This is a genomic window from Haemophilus sp. CCUG 66565, assembly GCF_001679495.1.
Classification (GTDB): domain Bacteria; phylum Pseudomonadota; class Gammaproteobacteria; order Enterobacterales; family Pasteurellaceae; genus Haemophilus; species Haemophilus haemolyticus_K.
Window position 1 is genome coordinate 38,957 of the sequence record NZ_LZOX01000017.1, and the last position, 16,974, is coordinate 55,930.

14 protein-coding genes are annotated in these 16,974 nt (G+C 40.3%); 8 read left to right on the forward strand and 6 right to left on the reverse strand.

From position 1 onward, the window contains the following. Nucleotides 1-82: 82 nt before the first annotated feature. Together purB and hflD are read right to left on the reverse strand one after the other, a co-directional pair. A complete protein-coding gene (gene purB / locus A9501_RS07985) occupies nucleotides 83-1,453 on the reverse strand; it encodes an adenylosuccinate lyase (RefSeq protein ID WP_065265520.1) in 1,371 nt (456 codons plus the stop codon). Between the two features lie 22 nt (nucleotides 1,454-1,475). Then, nucleotides 1,476-2,093: a high frequency lysogenization protein HflD gene (hflD, locus tag A9501_RS07990; RefSeq protein WP_065265521.1), complete on the reverse strand. Its 618-nt coding sequence runs from the start codon at nucleotides 2,091-2,093 to the stop codon at nucleotides 1,476-1,478. 128 nt (nucleotides 2,094-2,221) lie between these two features. Between hflD and trpS the strand changes: the two genes are divergently transcribed. Together trpS and A9501_RS08000 are read left to right on the forward strand one after the other, a co-directional pair. Next, on the forward strand, nucleotides 2,222-3,226 hold the full coding sequence (trpS, locus tag A9501_RS07995) for a tryptophan--tRNA ligase (RefSeq protein ID WP_065265522.1): 1,005 nt from the start codon (nucleotides 2,222-2,224) through the stop codon (nucleotides 3,224-3,226). 22 nt (nucleotides 3,227-3,248) lie between these two features. Beyond that, nucleotides 3,249-3,539: a YfcZ/YiiS family protein gene (locus A9501_RS08000; RefSeq protein WP_065265523.1), complete on the forward strand. Its 291-nt coding sequence runs from the start codon at nucleotides 3,249-3,251 to the stop codon at nucleotides 3,537-3,539. Nucleotides 3,540-3,587: 48 nt separating this feature from the next. On the opposite strand, the gene dusA is transcribed toward A9501_RS08000, so the two are convergent. Then, nucleotides 3,588-4,577, reverse strand: a complete 990-nt coding sequence (dusA, locus tag A9501_RS08005; RefSeq protein WP_065265524.1) for a tRNA dihydrouridine(20/20a) synthase DusA — start codon at nucleotides 4,575-4,577, stop codon at nucleotides 3,588-3,590. Nucleotides 4,578-4,588: 11 nt separating this feature from the next. Further along, nucleotides 4,589-5,965 carry a chloride channel protein gene (locus A9501_RS08010; protein WP_065265525.1) on the reverse strand — a complete coding sequence of 459 codons (1,377 nt, stop codon included), beginning with the start codon at nucleotides 5,963-5,965 and terminating at the stop codon, nucleotides 4,589-4,591. A 278-nt stretch (nucleotides 5,966-6,243) separates the two neighbouring features. Between A9501_RS08010 and rpsL the strand changes: the two genes are divergently transcribed. From rpsL to tuf, 4 genes are all read left to right on the forward strand, one after another. After that, nucleotides 6,244-6,618, forward strand: a complete 375-nt coding sequence (gene rpsL / locus A9501_RS08015; protein WP_005543325.1) for a 30S ribosomal protein S12 — start codon at nucleotides 6,244-6,246, stop codon at nucleotides 6,616-6,618. A gap of 157 nt (nucleotides 6,619-6,775) precedes the next feature. After that, entirely contained in the window at nucleotides 6,776-7,246 is a 471-nt protein-coding gene (gene rpsG / locus A9501_RS08020) for a 30S ribosomal protein S7 (RefSeq protein WP_005626581.1), read from the forward strand. An 83-nt stretch (nucleotides 7,247-7,329) separates the two neighbouring features. Continuing rightward, the gene (fusA, locus tag A9501_RS08025) at nucleotides 7,330-9,432 is read left to right on the forward strand and encodes an elongation factor G (protein WP_005638535.1); all 2,103 of its coding nucleotides are present in this window, start codon (nucleotides 7,330-7,332) and stop codon (nucleotides 9,430-9,432) included. A 64-nt stretch (nucleotides 9,433-9,496) separates the two neighbouring features. Beyond that, a complete protein-coding gene (gene tuf / locus A9501_RS08030) occupies nucleotides 9,497-10,681 on the forward strand; it encodes an elongation factor Tu (RefSeq protein ID WP_065265526.1) in 1,185 nt (394 codons plus the stop codon). A 128-nt stretch (nucleotides 10,682-10,809) separates the two neighbouring features. Here the strand turns inward: tuf and A9501_RS08035 are convergent, their stop codons facing one another. Next, nucleotides 10,810-11,499, reverse strand: coding sequence for an rRNA large subunit pseudouridine synthase E (locus A9501_RS08035; protein ID WP_065265527.1), 690 nt, complete (start codon nucleotides 11,497-11,499; stop codon nucleotides 10,810-10,812). A 3-nt stretch (nucleotides 11,500-11,502) separates the two neighbouring features. After that, nucleotides 11,503-11,979, reverse strand: coding sequence for a transcription elongation factor GreB (gene greB / locus A9501_RS08040; RefSeq protein ID WP_065265528.1), 477 nt, complete (start codon nucleotides 11,977-11,979; stop codon nucleotides 11,503-11,505). 107 nt (nucleotides 11,980-12,086) lie between these two features. On the opposite strand from greB, the gene A9501_RS08045 reads away from it, so the two are divergent. Continuing rightward, complete coding sequence (locus A9501_RS08045) at nucleotides 12,087-14,399, forward strand: Tex family protein (protein WP_065265529.1); 2,313 nt, start codon at nucleotides 12,087-12,089, stop codon at nucleotides 14,397-14,399. A 124-nt stretch (nucleotides 14,400-14,523) separates the two neighbouring features. Next, nucleotides 14,524-16,944, forward strand: a complete 2,421-nt coding sequence (gene gyrB, locus A9501_RS08050) for a DNA topoisomerase (ATP-hydrolyzing) subunit B (protein ID WP_065265530.1) — start codon at nucleotides 14,524-14,526, stop codon at nucleotides 16,942-16,944. Nucleotides 16,945-16,974 lie beyond the last annotated feature (30 nt).

The following is a 16,974-nucleotide window of genomic DNA, read 5'->3' on the forward strand; positions in this document are numbered from 1 at the left end:
TTAGATTGACTAACACAGGCGCAAGATTATAGAGAAAAGCTATGTTCTTGTAAAGGATATTGTTGGAAAAAGAGCCAAATTCCTATGATAGCTTCTCTACTAATTCCACTGCAGCCCCAATATAAGTAGCGGGTGTTAATTTTTGTAAACGTAATTTTTCTTCTTGTGGAATATCCAACTTATCAATAAATTCACGCATAGCCTGTTCTGTCACTCGTTTACCTCGCGTTAATTCTTTTAATTTTTCGTAAGGTTTTTCTATTCCATAGCGACGCATTACGGTTTGAATTGGTTCAGCCAAAACTTCCCAGTTTTGATTGAGTTCTTCTAATAAGTGCGGTTGATTTACTTCAAGTTTACTAATGCCTTTGCGAGTTGAAGCATAAGCGATCAAACAATAACCTAATCCTACGCCTAAATTACGTAATACGGTTGAATCTGTTAAGTCACGCTGCCAGCGAGAAATTGGTAACTTTTGACCTAAGTGGGTCATCACTGCATTGGCTAATCCCAGATTGCCCTCTGAGTTTTCAAAATCAATTGGATTGACTTTATGTGGCATGGTAGAAGAACCAATTTCGCCTGCAATAGTTCGTTGTTTGAAGTGATTTAATGCAATGTACCCCCATAAATCCCGATCAAAATCAATGATAATGGTATTAAAGCGTACTACAGCATCAAAAAATTCAGCGATGTAATCGTGCGGCTCAATTTGCGTGGTATAAGGATTCCATTGAATACCTAATGAAGTGACAAATTCTTCGCTGAATTTATGCCAATCAATATTAGGATATGCCGATAAATGCGCATTGTAGTTACCTACCGCGCCATTGATTTTACCTAAGATTTCCGCGTTTTGGAGTTGTTTAAATTGACGTTTTAGACGGTAAACGACATTCGCCATTTCTTTGCCCACTGTGCTTGGTGAAGCTGGTTGGCCATGTGTGCGAGAAAGTAATGGAATCGTTTTATATTCTTCTGCAAGACGAGTGATTTCATCAATCAGTTTTTTCCATTCTGGTAAAATCACTTCGTCACGAGCGGTGCTTAACATTAATGCGTGAGAGAGGTTGTTAATATCTTCTGAGGTGCAAGCGAAATGAATAAATTCGGAAACGTTCATTAGTTCCACTTCATTTTGAATTTTCTCTTTCAGAAAATACTCAACGGCTTTCACATCGTGATTGGTTGTGCGTTCAATTTCTTTAATACGCGCAGCATCTGTCTCATTAAAATTAGCCACAATTCCATCTAAAAAAGCATTTGCTTGCGTAGAAAATGGCGGTATTTCGGTAATTTCTGCCGTTGAAGCTAATTTTTGTAACCAACGAACTTCCACAGCTACACGGAATTTCATTAACCCGAATTCGCTAAAAATAGCGCGTAATGGAGTTACTTTATCTTGATAACGACCATCAAGAGGGGAAAGTGCGGTCAGTGTAGAGAGTTGCATAAATGTTTGCTCCAGAATTGTATTAATAAATAGAAGAATAAATCTGTTTTGCGGTGGCAAGTAATTTTCTGCGGAAAAATAAAATTTGCCATTTTGTTCCACCCATTTGTTTCCACAGCACGGCAGAGCGAATGCCTGCAAGTAAAACTGCACGAATTTTATTTTGCACGAGTTCTTGTCGCAAATAATCAGGCGAGCCTAGTATGTGAATTTTTTTGCCCAATGGGCTAATAACGTCGCTGTAAATGTTTGCCATAATAGATAACATTGTTTCACTATCGCGAGCGTAATGAATTTCTTGTTCTTTTAGGCGAGAAATTCGATTGCCTAATGTTTGTTTAGCGTCGGGATTTTTTGATAATTTTCCTTCTAATGCCAAAAGGCTTAACCAATAGCGAGTTAAATTTTGATCGCCTTGTGCATTGAGCTGGTGAATTAAGGTTTCTAGACCTAATTTTAAATGACGAACTTCTCCACCAAAAACATCTTCAATTCGTTGTGGTTGGGTAATGAAAAGGCTATTAAGTGCGGTTAAAAATGTATCAGAATCTGCTCGACTTTCTGTTGCAAGTTGATGAACCAATTTTGCTGATTGGCACACGCCAGCAAGGGCAAGAACAATATTGTGGTAGTTTTTCATTAGAAAATATTAGGAAAACGTTTCCGTTAAATATAGCATTTTTAACCTAGCTTTTGAACTCGAACATTAAAAAAGCCTAGAGTTTCTGGTATGATGTGCGAACAGTTTTAAGGTATTAAGGATTGATTATGGCAAAACCAATTGTTTTTAGTGGCGTGCAGCCTTCTGGTGAATTAACTATCGGAAATTATTTGGGCGCGTTGCGCAACTGGGTAAAAATGCAAGAAGATTATGAATGTATTTTCTGCGTAGTTGATCTACATGCGATCACTGTTCGTCAAGATCCTGTTGCCCTGCGCAAAGCAACGCTTGATGTGCTTGCACTTTATTTGGCATGCGGAATTGATCCAAATAAAAGTACTATTTTTGTTCAATCTCATGTTCCAGAACACACGCAATTAGGCTGGGTGTTAAACTGCTACACCTATTTCGGTGAAATGAGTCGAATGACGCAATTCAAAGATAAATCAGCACGTTATGCAGAAAATATTAACGTAGGTTTGTTTGATTATCCTGTGTTAATGGCGGCGGATATTTTACTTTATCAAGCAAAAAGTGTGCCTGTCGGCGATGACCAAAAGCAACACTTAGAAATTACGCGTGATATTGCAAGCCGCTTTAATGCGCTCTATGGCAATATTTTCACCATTCCTGAAATTTTCATTGGAAAAGCAGGGGCGCGTATTATGTCATTGCAAGATCCTGAAAAGAAAATGTCAAAATCAGATGATAACCGCAACAACGTGGTGACACTTTTGGAAGATCCAAAATCTGTGGCGAAGAAAATTAAACGTGCCGTAACAGATTCAGATGAGCCGCCTGTTGTTCGTTATGACGTGCAAAATAAAGCGGGGGTATCCAATCTTTTAGATATTCTTTCTGCGGTTACGGATAAGCCAATTGCTGATCTTGAAAAAGAATTTGAAGGTAAAATGTACGGACATTTAAAAACTGCAGTAGCGGATGAAGTATCAACTTTACTTGCTGGTTTACAAGAACGTTTCCATCAATATCGTAATGATGAAGCTTTATTAGATAATATCTTACGACAAGGAGCGGAAAAAGCTCGTGCAAAAGCGCAAGAAACCTTGGTGAAAGTGTATGAAGCAGTAGGTTTTGTTGCTGCAAAATAATCTGAAGAAAAGGGATAATATTATGGCAATTCAAACTGAAAAACCGATTGAATGTGTAGGTTGTAATACTTTTGATATGAAATCACTTTTCGATAATCGTGATTGTAGTCAGGTTATTGAATATGTTTATGACAGTGAAGAACAAGCGCAAGAAGCGCTCGCATTTTTTACTCAGAAAGCGCGTGATGTAGAAACTGAAACTTGTGAAATTCAATCTGAAATTACAAAAGTGGATGATGGCTATTTATTAAAGGCAGATTTTACTTTCTGTTGCCAAGCTGAATTGGTGATTTTTCAAATGCGTATTGCGTAAGAAAAATAGCTAAAAAATAAGCCGCACTTTTGCGGCTTATTTTGTTTTTTAGGATTCGTTTTCTACAAAGCTTAAGGCGGTTTCAACTACTTCAACTCCCGCACCTTGTTTAAACGCATTTTCGCTTAAATAGCGTCGCCATTGACGAGCACCTTTGCAATTTTGAAATGCACCTAACATATGACGGACGATATGATTAAGGTGTATACCTTGGCTAAGTTGTTGCTCAATATAAGGAAGCATTGATTGTACCGCTTCATGGGCGGTAACAATTGGTGCGTTAGGATCAAATAAAGCTTGGTCAATTTGCCCAAGTAAACTTGGATTTTGATAGGCCTCTCGCCCAACCATAACGCCGTCTACATATTGCAAATGTTGCTTTATTTCTTCAATGGTTTTAATACCACCGTTAATTGAAATAGTTAGTTGTGGAAAATCACGTTTTAGTTGATACACCCGAGCATAATCTAATGGCGGAATTTCTCGATTTTCTTTCGGGCTTAATCCTGAAAGCCAAGCTTTTCGTGCGTGGATAATAAACTCTTGGCAACCTTTTCCTTGAACCTTTTCAATAAAATCACATAAAAATTCATAGCTGTCTAATTCATCAATGCCAATACGCGTTTTCACCGTGACTGGAATTTTGACCGCACTTTGCATTTGTTCTACACAGTTTGCTACCAAATCTGCTTTCGCCATTAAGCAAGCGCCAAACATCCCATTTTGTACGCGATCAGAAGGGCATCCTACATTAAGATTAATTTCGTGATAACCTTGTTCCTCAGCAAGTTTTGCACAATATTTTAGTTGTTCAGGATCGCTTCCTCCTAGCTGTAACGCAACGGGATTTTCTTGTAAATCAAAATCCAAGTGATCGTATTTGGCATGGATAATCGCAGGCGCTGTGACCATTTCAGTGTAAAGTAGAGCATGCTTTGAAAATTGGCGATGAAAATAACGACAATGGCGTGTTGTCCAATCTAACATTGGCGCAACAGAAAAACGGCCGCGGTAAAAGTGCGGTAGATTTTGAGGCATTTTTATTTCTCTTATTCGGTTTTGCTGCGTAGTTCTTCGGCTTGGCGAGTTTGCATTTGCTGGCGAAAACGGCCTGCAGCAAAGTGGTAAAATGGTTTTGGGCTAAATTGGCGCGAGATTATGGATGCAATAATGCTGGAAATCAAGGTCCAAATGAGAACGAGTTGTGAACCAGTCATTTCCATTACAACAACACTGGCGGTAACTGGCGATTGTGTGCCGCCAGCTAAAAATGCCGCCATACATAAAATCACCAAAAAACGTTGATCGACCATCCCTCCGCTGATATCCCACAGCATTGCGCCAATGCCTGCGCCTGTTGTCAGTGATGGGGTGAAGATACCACCGGCAATACCATTCCAATAAGTGGTCACCGTTGCCAAAAGTTTAAGGATGCCAATTTCAGGATCTATGGCTTGCCCTTCTAAAGCGTGCTCAACAACCTCATAGCCTGTGCCATAAGTTTGCCCGTGAGTGTAACTGCCGAGTGCGGCAAGCACTAAACCCAATAATAAAGCAATATAAACAGGATGTTGGCGAACCCAGCCACGCCATTTTTCAGGCGATAATCCTGCGAGACCTTTTGCTAATAGTCGTCCGAATATGCCACCTAGAATGCCACAAACCACCCCACAAATTGCAAGCCAAAGATAGAGATAAGAAACAGATGTTGCCCCTTGGTAACTTGGAAAATAAGGGCTGTTTCCTTGAATCGCGACAAGAATAAAACCAGCAGCTAATACGCCCATCAATACGCGTCGTTCCCAACGTAACATTACGCCACGTCCAAGTTCTTCAATCGCAAATATCACCCCAGCCAAAGGTGCATTAAAGGCGGCTGCAAGCCCACCCGCTGCACCTGTCGCAAGTAATTCATTGGTGCTTAATCCTCTAAACGCTAAATTATGTTTTCTACAATAATTTCCCCATGCCAGCATGACAGCTGCGCCAACTTGTACTGATGGACCTTCACGTCCAACCGATGCGCCAATAAGCATTGCTAGAAAGGTAAGAGGAATTTTCCAAATAGTTTGGCTGAATTCAACTAATTTGGTTTTATAGCGACTATGAGGAAGATTAATTGATGCAATGACTTGCGGAATACCGCTTCCACCTACATAGGGAGTATATTTTTTCGTAAACCAAGTCAGGCAAGCCATGCTTAGGGGTAACACAAACCAAACCGCAATAGGATATTTAGATGACCAGTGAGCGTTTAGTTCTAGACCAAGATCGGATAATTTAGCAAAGCCAAATGAAAAGAGTGAGACAAATGTTGCACCTATAATTAGGCAGATAAATCCTAAACTTTTGTGGGAAATTCTGTGTGTTTGGCGTAGCTTTTTATGGAAGAAATAGCGTAAGTGAAATTTGAGCGCGCGTAACATAATGATTGTAATTTAATACTAATTAAGTAGAAATTATAAAACTGTCATTTCGCTGGGGCAATTGGTTTGGCATTTTGAATAAAAAAGTGCGGTGAATTTTGGAAGCGTTTTTTGTACGTAACTTACGTAACTAAAGATCCTTTCGCGGATCTTTGGCGCTGTTTAATTATTGACAACAAACCTCAGAACGATTAAAATTCGCCGTCTATTTCTGTATGGAAGTAGATTTTTTGAACAACATTCTATTATTGAATAACATTTAAACTGGAGCTTTTTTAATGGCAACTATCAACCAGCTAGTACGCAAACCGCGTGTGAAAAAGGTTGTAAAAAGCAACGTTCCTGCATTAGAGGCTTGCCCGCAGAAACGTGGTGTATGTACTCGTGTATATACTACAACTCCTAAAAAACCAAACTCAGCGTTACGTAAAGTATGTCGTATCCGCTTAACTAACGGTTTTGAAGTAACTTCTTATATCGGTGGTGAAGGTCACAACCTTCAAGAGCACAGTGTTGTATTAATCCGTGGTGGTCGTGTTAAAGACTTACCGGGTGTGCGTTACCACACAGTACGCGGTGCATTAGACTGCGCAGGCGTTAAAGATCGTAAACAAGGTCGTTCTAAATACGGCGTTAAACGTCCTAAAGCTTAATGGTTCTCCGTTAAGTAAGGCCAAACGTCTAAATTAGCAAAACAATTTAAACCATAAACTCCAGTCAAAAAGCGCTTTGCGCTGCAAATTTTCTCAATGAGAAATATTGCTGATGGGTTTTGGATATCCTGAAGATTAAAATACGGAGAAATTCGCAATGCCACGTCGTCGTAGTGTTGAAGCACGCAAGATTCTTCCAGATCCGAAGTTCGGTTCAGAATTACTTGCAAAATTTATTAATGTAATCATGGTAGACGGTAAAAAATCCGTTGCTGAATCAATCGTTTATGGTGCTTTAGAAACTTTAGCACAACGCACAGGTAAAGAGCCTTTAGAAGCGTTTGAAGTTGCACTTGAAAACGTACGTCCAACTGTTGAGGTTAAATCTCGTCGTGTTGGTGGTTCTACTTACCAAGTACCAGTTGAAGTGCGCCCTGTACGTCGTAACGCATTAGGTATGCGTTGGATCGTTGAAGCAGCACGTAAACGTGGTGATAAATCAATGGCTTTACGCCTTGCAAACGAATTATCTGATGCTTCAGATAATAAAGGTGCAGCAGTGAAAAAACGTGAAGATGTTCACCGCATGGCTGAAGCTAACAAAGCATTTGCTCACTACCGTTGGTAATAAGTTTTTGAATTTAAAGGGCTTCATCATTGATGAAGCCTTACCCTTATATAAACTGATATTAAATAAACAAGGTTATAATAATGGCTCGTACAACCCCTATTGAAAGATATCGTAATATCGGTATCAGTGCGCATATTGATGCGGGTAAAACCACTACTACTGAGCGTATCTTATTCTATACTGGTGTTAGCCACAAAATCGGTGAAGTGCACGATGGTGCCGCAACGATGGACTGGATGGAACAAGAACAAGAGCGTGGTATTACCATTACCTCTGCGGCAACAACTGCATTCTGGTCTGGTATGTCACAACAGTTCCAACAACACCGCATCAACGTTATCGATACTCCAGGACACGTAGACTTTACTGTTGAAGTAGAACGTTCTATGCGTGTTCTTGATGGTGCGGTAATGGTTTACTGTGCGGTTGGTGGTGTTCAACCACAATCTGAAACTGTATGGCGTCAAGCTAACAAATATCAAGTGCCACGTATTGCGTTCGTAAACAAGATGGACCGTACTGGTGCAAATTTCTTACGCGTAGTTGAGCAATTGAAAACTCGTTTAGGTGCTAACGCAGTTCCTCTTCAACTTCCAATTGGTGCAGAAGATAACTTCACCGGTGTTGTTGACTTGATCAAAATGAAAGCGATTAACTGGAATGAAGCAGATCAAGGTATGACATTTACCTATGAAGATGTGCCTGCAAATATGCAAGCAGACTGTGAAGAATGGCGTCAAAACCTTGTAGAAGCAGCAGCTGAAGCGTCTGAGGAATTAATGGAGAAATACTTAGGCGGTGAAGACTTAACTGAAGAAGAAATTAAGTCTGCATTACGTCAGCGTGTATTAGCAAGTGAAATTATCTTAGTAACCTGTGGTTCTGCATTCAAAAACAAAGGTGTTCAAGCTATGCTAGATGCCGTTGTTGAATATTTACCAGCGCCAACAGATATTCCAGCTATTAAAGGTATCAATCCAGATGAAACTGAAGGCGAACGTCATGCAAGTGATGAAGAACCATTCTCTTCATTAGCATTTAAAATTGCAACTGACCCGTTTGTAGGTAACTTAACCTTCTTCCGTGTATATTCTGGTGTTATTAATTCTGGTGACACAGTATTAAACTCTGTACGTCAAAAACGCGAACGTTTTGGTCGTATCGTACAGATGCACGCTAACAAACGTGAAGAAATTAAAGAAGTTCGTGCAGGTGACATTGCAGCTGCTATCGGCTTAAAAGATGTAACTACTGGTGATACATTATGTGCAATTGAAGCACCAATCATCCTTGAGCGTATGGAATTCCCAGAGCCAGTAATCTCTGTTGCGGTAGAACCAAAAACTAAAGCTGACCAAGAAAAAATGGGCTTAGCATTAGGTCGTTTAGCACAAGAAGACCCTTCATTCCGTGTTCACACTGATGAAGAATCTGGTGAAACCATTATTTCTGGTATGGGTGAGTTACACTTAGATATCATCGTTGACCGTATGAAACGTGAGTTTAAAGTAGAAGCTAACATCGGTAAACCACAAGTATCTTATCGTGAAACTATCCGCACTCGTGTTAATGATGTAGAAGGTAAACATGCAAAACAATCTGGTGGTCGCGGTCAATATGGTCACGTTGTTATTGACTTATATCCATTAGATCCAGAAGGCCCAGGTTACGAATTCGTAAATGAAATCAAAGGTGGTGTAATCCCTGGTGAATACATTCCTGCGGTTGATAAAGGTATCCAAGAACAGCTTAAATCTGGTCCATTAGCGGGCTACCCAGTAGTTGATCTTGGTGTACGTTTACACTTCGGTTCATACCATGATGTGGACTCATCTGAGTTAGCGTTTAAACTTGCTGCATCTTTAGCATTTAAAGCAGCATTCGCAAAAGCAAACCCAGTATTACTTGAGCCGATTATGAAAGTTGAAGTTGAAACTCCACCTGAATATGTTGGTGATGTAATTGGTGACTTAAGCCGTCGTCGTGCTATGGTGAACGGTCAAGAAGCGAATGAGTTCGTTGTTAAGATCGATGCTGAAGTTCCACTTTCAGAAATGTTCGGCTATGCAACAGACTTACGTTCACAAACTCAAGGTCGTGCATCTTACTCAATGGAACCGTTAAAATATGCTGAAGCTCCAACAAGTGTTGCAGCTGCAGTAATTGAAGCGCGTAAAAAATAATTTTTGTAAACCAGCGGTGTAAAACATGAGTGTTTTATACCGCACTTCTTAGGAAACATTAGCAATGTCTAAAGAAAAATTTGAACGTACAAAACCGCACGTAAACGTGGGTACAATCGGCCACGTTGACCACGGTAAAACAACTTTAACAGCAGCAATCACAACCGTATTATCTAAACACTACGGTGGTGCGGCTCGCGCATTTGACCAAATCGATAACGCGCCAGAAGAAAAAGCGCGTGGTATCACCATCAACACTTCACACGTTGAGTACGATACAGCAACTCGTCACTACGCACACGTTGACTGTCCGGGACACGCCGACTATGTTAAAAACATGATTACTGGTGCGGCACAAATGGATGGTGCTATCTTAGTAGTAGCAGCAACTGATGGTCCAATGCCACAAACTCGTGAGCACATCTTATTAGGTCGCCAAGTAGGTGTTCCATACATCATCGTATTCTTAAACAAATGCGACATGGTAGATGATGAAGAGTTATTAGAATTAGTAGAAATGGAAGTTCGTGAACTTCTTTCTCAATATGACTTCCCAGGTGACGATACGCCAATCGTACGTGGTTCTGCATTACAAGCATTAAATGGCGTAGCAGAATGGGAAGAAAAAATCCTTGAATTAGCAAACCACTTAGATACTTACATCCCAGAACCAGAACGTGCGATTGACCAACCGTTCCTTCTTCCAATCGAAGACGTGTTCTCAATCTCAGGTCGTGGTACAGTAGTAACAGGTCGTGTAGAACGTGGTATCATCCGTACTGGTGATGAAGTAGAAATCGTAGGTATCAAACCAACTGCGAAAACTACTGTAACGGGTGTTGAAATGTTCCGTAAATTACTTGACGAAGGTCGTGCAGGTGAAAACATCGGTGCATTATTACGTGGTACCAAACGTGAAGAAATCGAACGTGGTCAAGTACTAGCTAAACCAGGTTCAATCACACCACACACTGACTTCGAATCAGAAGTGTACGTATTATCAAAAGAAGAAGGTGGTCGTCATACTCCATTCTTCAAAGGTTACCGTCCACAATTCTATTTCCGTACAACTGACGTAACTGGTACTATCGAATTACCAGAAGGCGTGGAAATGGTAATGCCAGGCGATAACATCAAAATGACAGTAAGCTTAATCCACCCAATTGCGATGGACCAAGGTTTACGTTTCGCAATCCGTGAAGGTGGTCGTACAGTTGGTGCGGGCGTTGTAGCGAAAATCATCAAATAATAGATGTAGCGAAATAGTCTAAGAGACAAGTAAGAGAAAAGTGCGGTGAGTTTTCATCGCACTTTTTGTTTATGAGATATTAGATATATCTCTATAATATTTATAGTTATCAAGTTATATTTATCGGATTAGTATCTTATCTTTAATTGATTAAATAGGTCTTTTATTTCATCTAATGACAATGATCTAAATGCACCATTTTTTAAATTATTTATGGATAAATCGCCGATATTTACTCTTATTAGCCGTAAAGTAGGGAAACCAATATGGGCGGTCATTCTACGAACTTGACGATTACGCCCTTCACTGATTTTTATTTCTAGCCAACTTGTTGGAATATTTTTACGATCTCGGATGGGCGGATTTCGTTCCCATAGGTTAGGTTCGGAGATATGGCATACTTTGGCTGGGCTAGTTATGCCATCTTTAAGTTTTACGCCTTTTCTAAGTTGATCTAAAGTTTTTTCTTCGGGTATTCCTTCAATTTGTACCCAATAAGTTTTTTCTGTTTTAAATTGAGGATCTGCTAAGCGATGTTGTAGTTCGCCATTGTTAGTTAGAATCAATAATCCCTCACTATCTCTATCTAATCGTCCTGCTGCATAAACATTTGGAATAGAAATAAAATCTTTTAATGTGCGACGACCTTGCTCATCAGTAAATTGAGTAAGCACGTCAAAGGGTTTATTAAATACGATAACTTTCGTTTCTTTTAGTGAGATGAGTTTAAACTTTGACTTTTGCTTGAAAGTGCGGTGAAAATTATTCGAATTTTGTTTGATCTTATTTAAAGAGAAAGATGATGAATGTTTTTTCATTGCTTATTTCTCATACCAAATTCGGTTCACATAGAGAATTATTTTGCCAGAGGGCGTTTTTACATGGATTTCATCGTCAACGCTTTTACCGATTAAAGCACGCGCAACAGGAGAATCAATGGAGATCCAGTTTTTAGCAGGATCGAATTCATCACAACCGACTAGGCGATATTGCTTCACTTCTCCCTCTTCATTTTCTAGCTCAACCCACGCACCAAAAAACACTTTACCTTCTTGTTTAGGGCTGTAATCTACTATTTGTAGCACTTCTAGTCGTTTAGAAAGAAAACGTACTCGACGATCAATTTCACGTAAACGACGTTTTCCGTAAATATATTCTGCATTCTCACTGCGGTCACCAAGAGCAGCGGCATCTGAAACAGCTTGGGTAACTTTGGGACGTTCTTCTTTCCACAAAAACTTGAGTTCTTGATTAAGCTCATTCCAGCCTTGACGGGTAATATAATTTGATTTTGCCATAATAAAAATAAAAGAAAGTTTTTCGAATTATATTTGAGCCAACAGCCTAAAACCAGTATTCTATCCCCGTTTTTTCTCGAATCTTTTCATAACAAAGAAGTATGACAATGTTAAATCAACAAATTAGCCAAATTATTGCGGCAGAATTAACCGTTCAACCCCAACAAATCCTCGCTGCCATTCAATTATTAGATGATGGCAACACCATTCCATTTATCGCTCGTTATCGTAAAGAAGCCACAGGTGGTCTAGATGACACCCAACTTCGTCATTTTGAAACCCGTTTAATTTATTTGCGTGAATTAGAAGAACGTCGTCAAACCATTTTGAAATCCATTGAAGAGCAAGGGAAATTGACCGCTGAATTGCGCGATAAAATTCATGCGACACAAAGCAAAACTGAATTAGAAGATTTGTATTTACCATATAAACCAAAACGTCGCACCAAAGGCCAAATTGCCATTGAAGCTGGTCTTGAGCCATTGGCTGATTTACTTTGGAACGAGCCGAAAAATGATCCAGAATCAACCGCACTTTCCTTTGTTGATGCTGATAAAGGCGTGACAGACACCAAAGTAGCCCTTGATGGTGCACGCTATATTTTAATGGAGCGTTTTGCTGAAGATGCAGGTTTATTAGCGAAAGTCCGTGATTATTTAGCAAAAAATGCGGTTATCGTATCCAAAGTGATCGAAGGCAAAGAAACGGACGGCGCAAAATTCCAAGATTATTTCGACCACCAAGAATTATTGAAAAATGCGCCTTCTCACCGTGCATTAGCGATGTTCCGTGGACGTAATGAGGGCATTTTACAATTAAGCTTAAATGCTGATCCTGATGCGGAAGAGGGAAGTCGCCAAAGTTATTGTGAAGAAATTATTCGTGATTATTTAGATGTACGTTTTACAGGTCATCCTGCGGATAAATGGCGTGAGCAAGTGATTGCGTGGACATGGAAAATCAAAGTGTCGTTGCATTTAGAAACGGAATTAATGGCAAGTTTACGTGAAAAAGCGGAGGAAGAAGCTATTGATGTTTTCGCTCGAAATCTGACCGCACTTTTAATGGCGGCACCCGCTGGCGCGAAGAGCACCATGGGCTTGGACCCAGGCTTACGTACGGGGGTTAAAGTCGCAGTGGTGGATAACACAGGTAAATTATTAGATACCACCACCATTTATCCACACACGGGGCGTGAAGCTGAAGCGCAAGTGGCGATTTTCAGCTTAATCCGCAAACATAACGTAGAGTTAATTGCCATTGGTAATGGTACAGCTTCTCGTGAAACAGAACGTTTTGCGAAAGAAGTGATTAAAGAAATCAAAGAAAATAAACCTCAAACCGTTGTAGTGAGCGAAGCGGGCGCATCCGTTTATTCTGCTTCTGAATTTGCCGCAAATGAATTTCCGAATTTAGATGTATCTTTGCGTGGTGCGGTCTCTATCGCCCGTCGTTTACAAGATCCATTGGCAGAATTAGTGAAAATCGAACCGAAAGCCATTGGTGTGGGGCAATATCAGCACGATGTAAATCAAACCCAACTTGCGCGTAAACTCGATGCGGTGGTGGAAGACTGTGTAAACGCAGTAGGTGTGGATTTGAATACGGCATCTGCACCATTACTTGCTCGCGTGGCAGGGATGACGAAAACCTTAGCGCAAAACATTGTGGAATACCGTGATGAAAATGGTCGTTTTGAAAGTCGTGCAGAATTGAAAAAAGTGCCACGTTTAGGGCCAAAAGCCTTTGAGCAATGTGCGGGCTTTATGCGTATTGCAGACGGGAAAAATCCACTTGATGCTTCAGGTGTTCACCCAGAAGCTTATCCTGTTGTCGAAAAAATCTTGCAAGCCACCGCGCAATCTATCCAAGATTTAATGGGTAACGCTGGTGTGGTGCATCAACTTGACGCTAAACAATTCATTGATGAGCAATTTGGTTTACCAACGGTTCAAGATATTTTTAAAGAATTGGAAAAACCGGGTCGCGATCCACGCGGCGAGTTCAAAACGGCTGTATTCGCAGAAGGTGTGGAAGAAATCACCGATTTAAAACCAGGTATGATTTTAGAAGGTACGGTGACCAATGTGACCAACTTCGGCGCATTTGTGGATATCGGTGTTCACCAAGACGGTTTAGTACATATTTCATCATTAAGCGATAAATTCGTCGAAGATCCACATCAAGTGGTGAAAACTGGTGATATCGTAAAAGTAAAAGTGTTGGAAGTAGATGTGCCGCGTAAACGTATTGCGTTAACGATGCGATTAGATGAAAGTGCGGTCAAAAATGATAGCAAATCTGACCGTACTTTATCTGCAAGACCTCGTGGAAATACGCAGCGAGAGGAGCGTAGTTCAAGAGGTAATAATGCGATGGGCAATGCCTTTGCTGATGCGCTAAAAAATTGGAAAAAATAACAAGTTATAGGGCGAGATTATTCGCCCTTTTTTATATCTTTCCTTTCCCGAAAAGCATCGCCAAAACGGCGATTTTTTGCTATAATCCCACCCAATTTTTATTTACAAAAGAATGAGATAAATTATGTCAGAAACGACCAATGATAACTATGGTGCATCGAGCATTAAAGTATTAAAAGGCCTTGATGCGGTGCGTAAACGTCCAGGTATGTATATCGGTGATACTGATGATGGTACTGGTTTGCACCATATGGTATTTGAAGTGGTGGATAATGCCATTGATGAAGCCCTCGCTGGCCATTGTTCCGATATTATCGTGACAATTCATGATGATAATTCTGTATCGGTACAAGATGATGGGCGTGGTATTCCTGTGGATATTCACCCTGAAGAAGGCGTTTCTGCAGCAGAAGTTATCATGACCGTGCTTCACGCTGGCGGTAAATTTGACGATAACTCTTATAAAGTATCGGGCGGTTTACACGGTGTAGGTGTATCAGTGGTGAATGCGCTTTCTGATAAATTACAGTTAACCATTCGTCGTCAAGGTCACGTTCATGAGCAATTCTATCATTTAGGTGAGCCACAAGCGCCATTAACAGTGATTGGTGACACAGAGGCAACGGGGACAACGGTTCGTTTCTGGCCAAGCTCAGATATTTTTGCTATCACAACCTTTGATTACAAAATCTTAGCAAAACGCTTACGTGAGCTTTCTTTCTTGAACTCAGGCGTATCTATTCGTTTAATCGATAAACGTGATGGCTCTGAAGATCATTTCCATTACGAAGGCGGTATTCAAGCATTTGTCGAATATTTGAATAAAAATAAAAACCCAATTCATCCAAAACCATTTTATTTTACCGCTGAGAAAGATGGTATCGGTGTAGAAGTTGCCTTGCAGTGGAATGATGGTGTAAATGAAAACGTGTATTGCTTCACCAATAACATTCCTCAACGTGATGGCGGTACTCACTTAGCAGGTTTCCGTGGGGCTTTAACCCGTAGTTTAAATAGCTATATGGAAAACGAGGGTATGCTGAAAAAAGAAAAAGTGGCGACTTCAGGCGATGATGCGCGTGAAGGTTTAGTTGCGATTATTTCAGTTAAAGTGCCTGATCCAAAATTCTCATCGCAAACGAAAGACAAACTCGTGTCTTCAGAAGTTAAAAGTGCGGTGGAATCTGCGATGAATGAAAAAATGCAGGAATATTTATTGGAAAATCCGGCAGATGCAAAAATCATTGTAAATCAAATTATTATGGCCGCTCGTGCGCGCGAAGCAGCACGTAAAGCTCGTGAAATGACGCGTCGTAAAGGGGCGTTAGATATTGCAGGTTTACCAGGTAAACTTGCAGACTGCCAAGAAAAAGATCCTGCACTTTCTGAACTTTACTTGGTGGAGGGTGACTCCGCGGGTGGTTCTGCAAAAGTTGGTCGTGATCGTAAAACTCAAGCAATTTTGCCATTGAAAGGTAAAATCTTAAACGTAGAAAAAGCACGTTTCGACAAAATGTTGTCTTCCCAAGAGGTGGGAACATTGATTACTGCCTTAGGTTGCGGTATTGGTCGTGATGAATATAACCCTGATAAATTACGCTATCATCATATCATTATCATGACTGATGCTGATGTGGATGGTTCTCACATTCGTACGCTGCTTTTAACATTCTTCTATCGTCAAATGCCTGAGCTTATTGAGCGTGGTTATGTTTACATTGCTCAGCCGCCACTTTACAAAGTGAAAAAAGGAAAACAAGAACGCTACATTAAAGATGCGGATGAAATGGAGCAATATGAATTAACGCTTGCTTTAGATGGCGCAGAATTACATATTAGCGCAAATGCACCGGCAATGAATGCCCTTGTATTTGAAAAATTGGTGGCAGAATATAACGGCGTACAAAAACTTATAGGTCGCTTAAGTCGCCATTATCCAACGCCTGTGTTGCAAGGATTAATTTATCAGTCGCCAATTTCTGTTGAAATGATGAAAGACGAAAGTGCGGTTGAAAATTGGGGTAAATCTTTTGTTGAACAACTGACTGCAAAAGAAACAGAAGCGCATCAATATTCAGTGCGTACACAATTTAACGCGGAACGCCAAGTATATGAAGCGGTGATTACGGTTCGTAAACACGGTATTGATACAGATTATTTCTTGAATTTTGATTTTGTTCACGGCAATGAATACGCGAAAATTGTTTCTCTTAATAAACAACTCAATGGTTTATTGGAAGAAGGCGCTTATGTTACACGCGGTGAAAAAATGCAACCCGTGCGTAGCTTTGAACAAGTCGTTGAATGGCTAGTGAAAGAATCTCGCAAAGGCCTTGAAGTACAACGTTATAAAGGACTTGGTGAAATGAACGCAGATCAACTTTGGGAAACCACAATGGATCCAAATTCACGTCGTATGTTGAAGGTTTCTATTAAGGACGCCGTTGCGGCGGATCAACTCTTCACGACCTTAATGGGAGATGAAGTTGAGCCACGCCGTGAGTTCATTGAGTTGAATGCGTTAAGAGCAAATTTAGATATCTAATCGAAATATAGTAAGAAAAATAACCGTGCT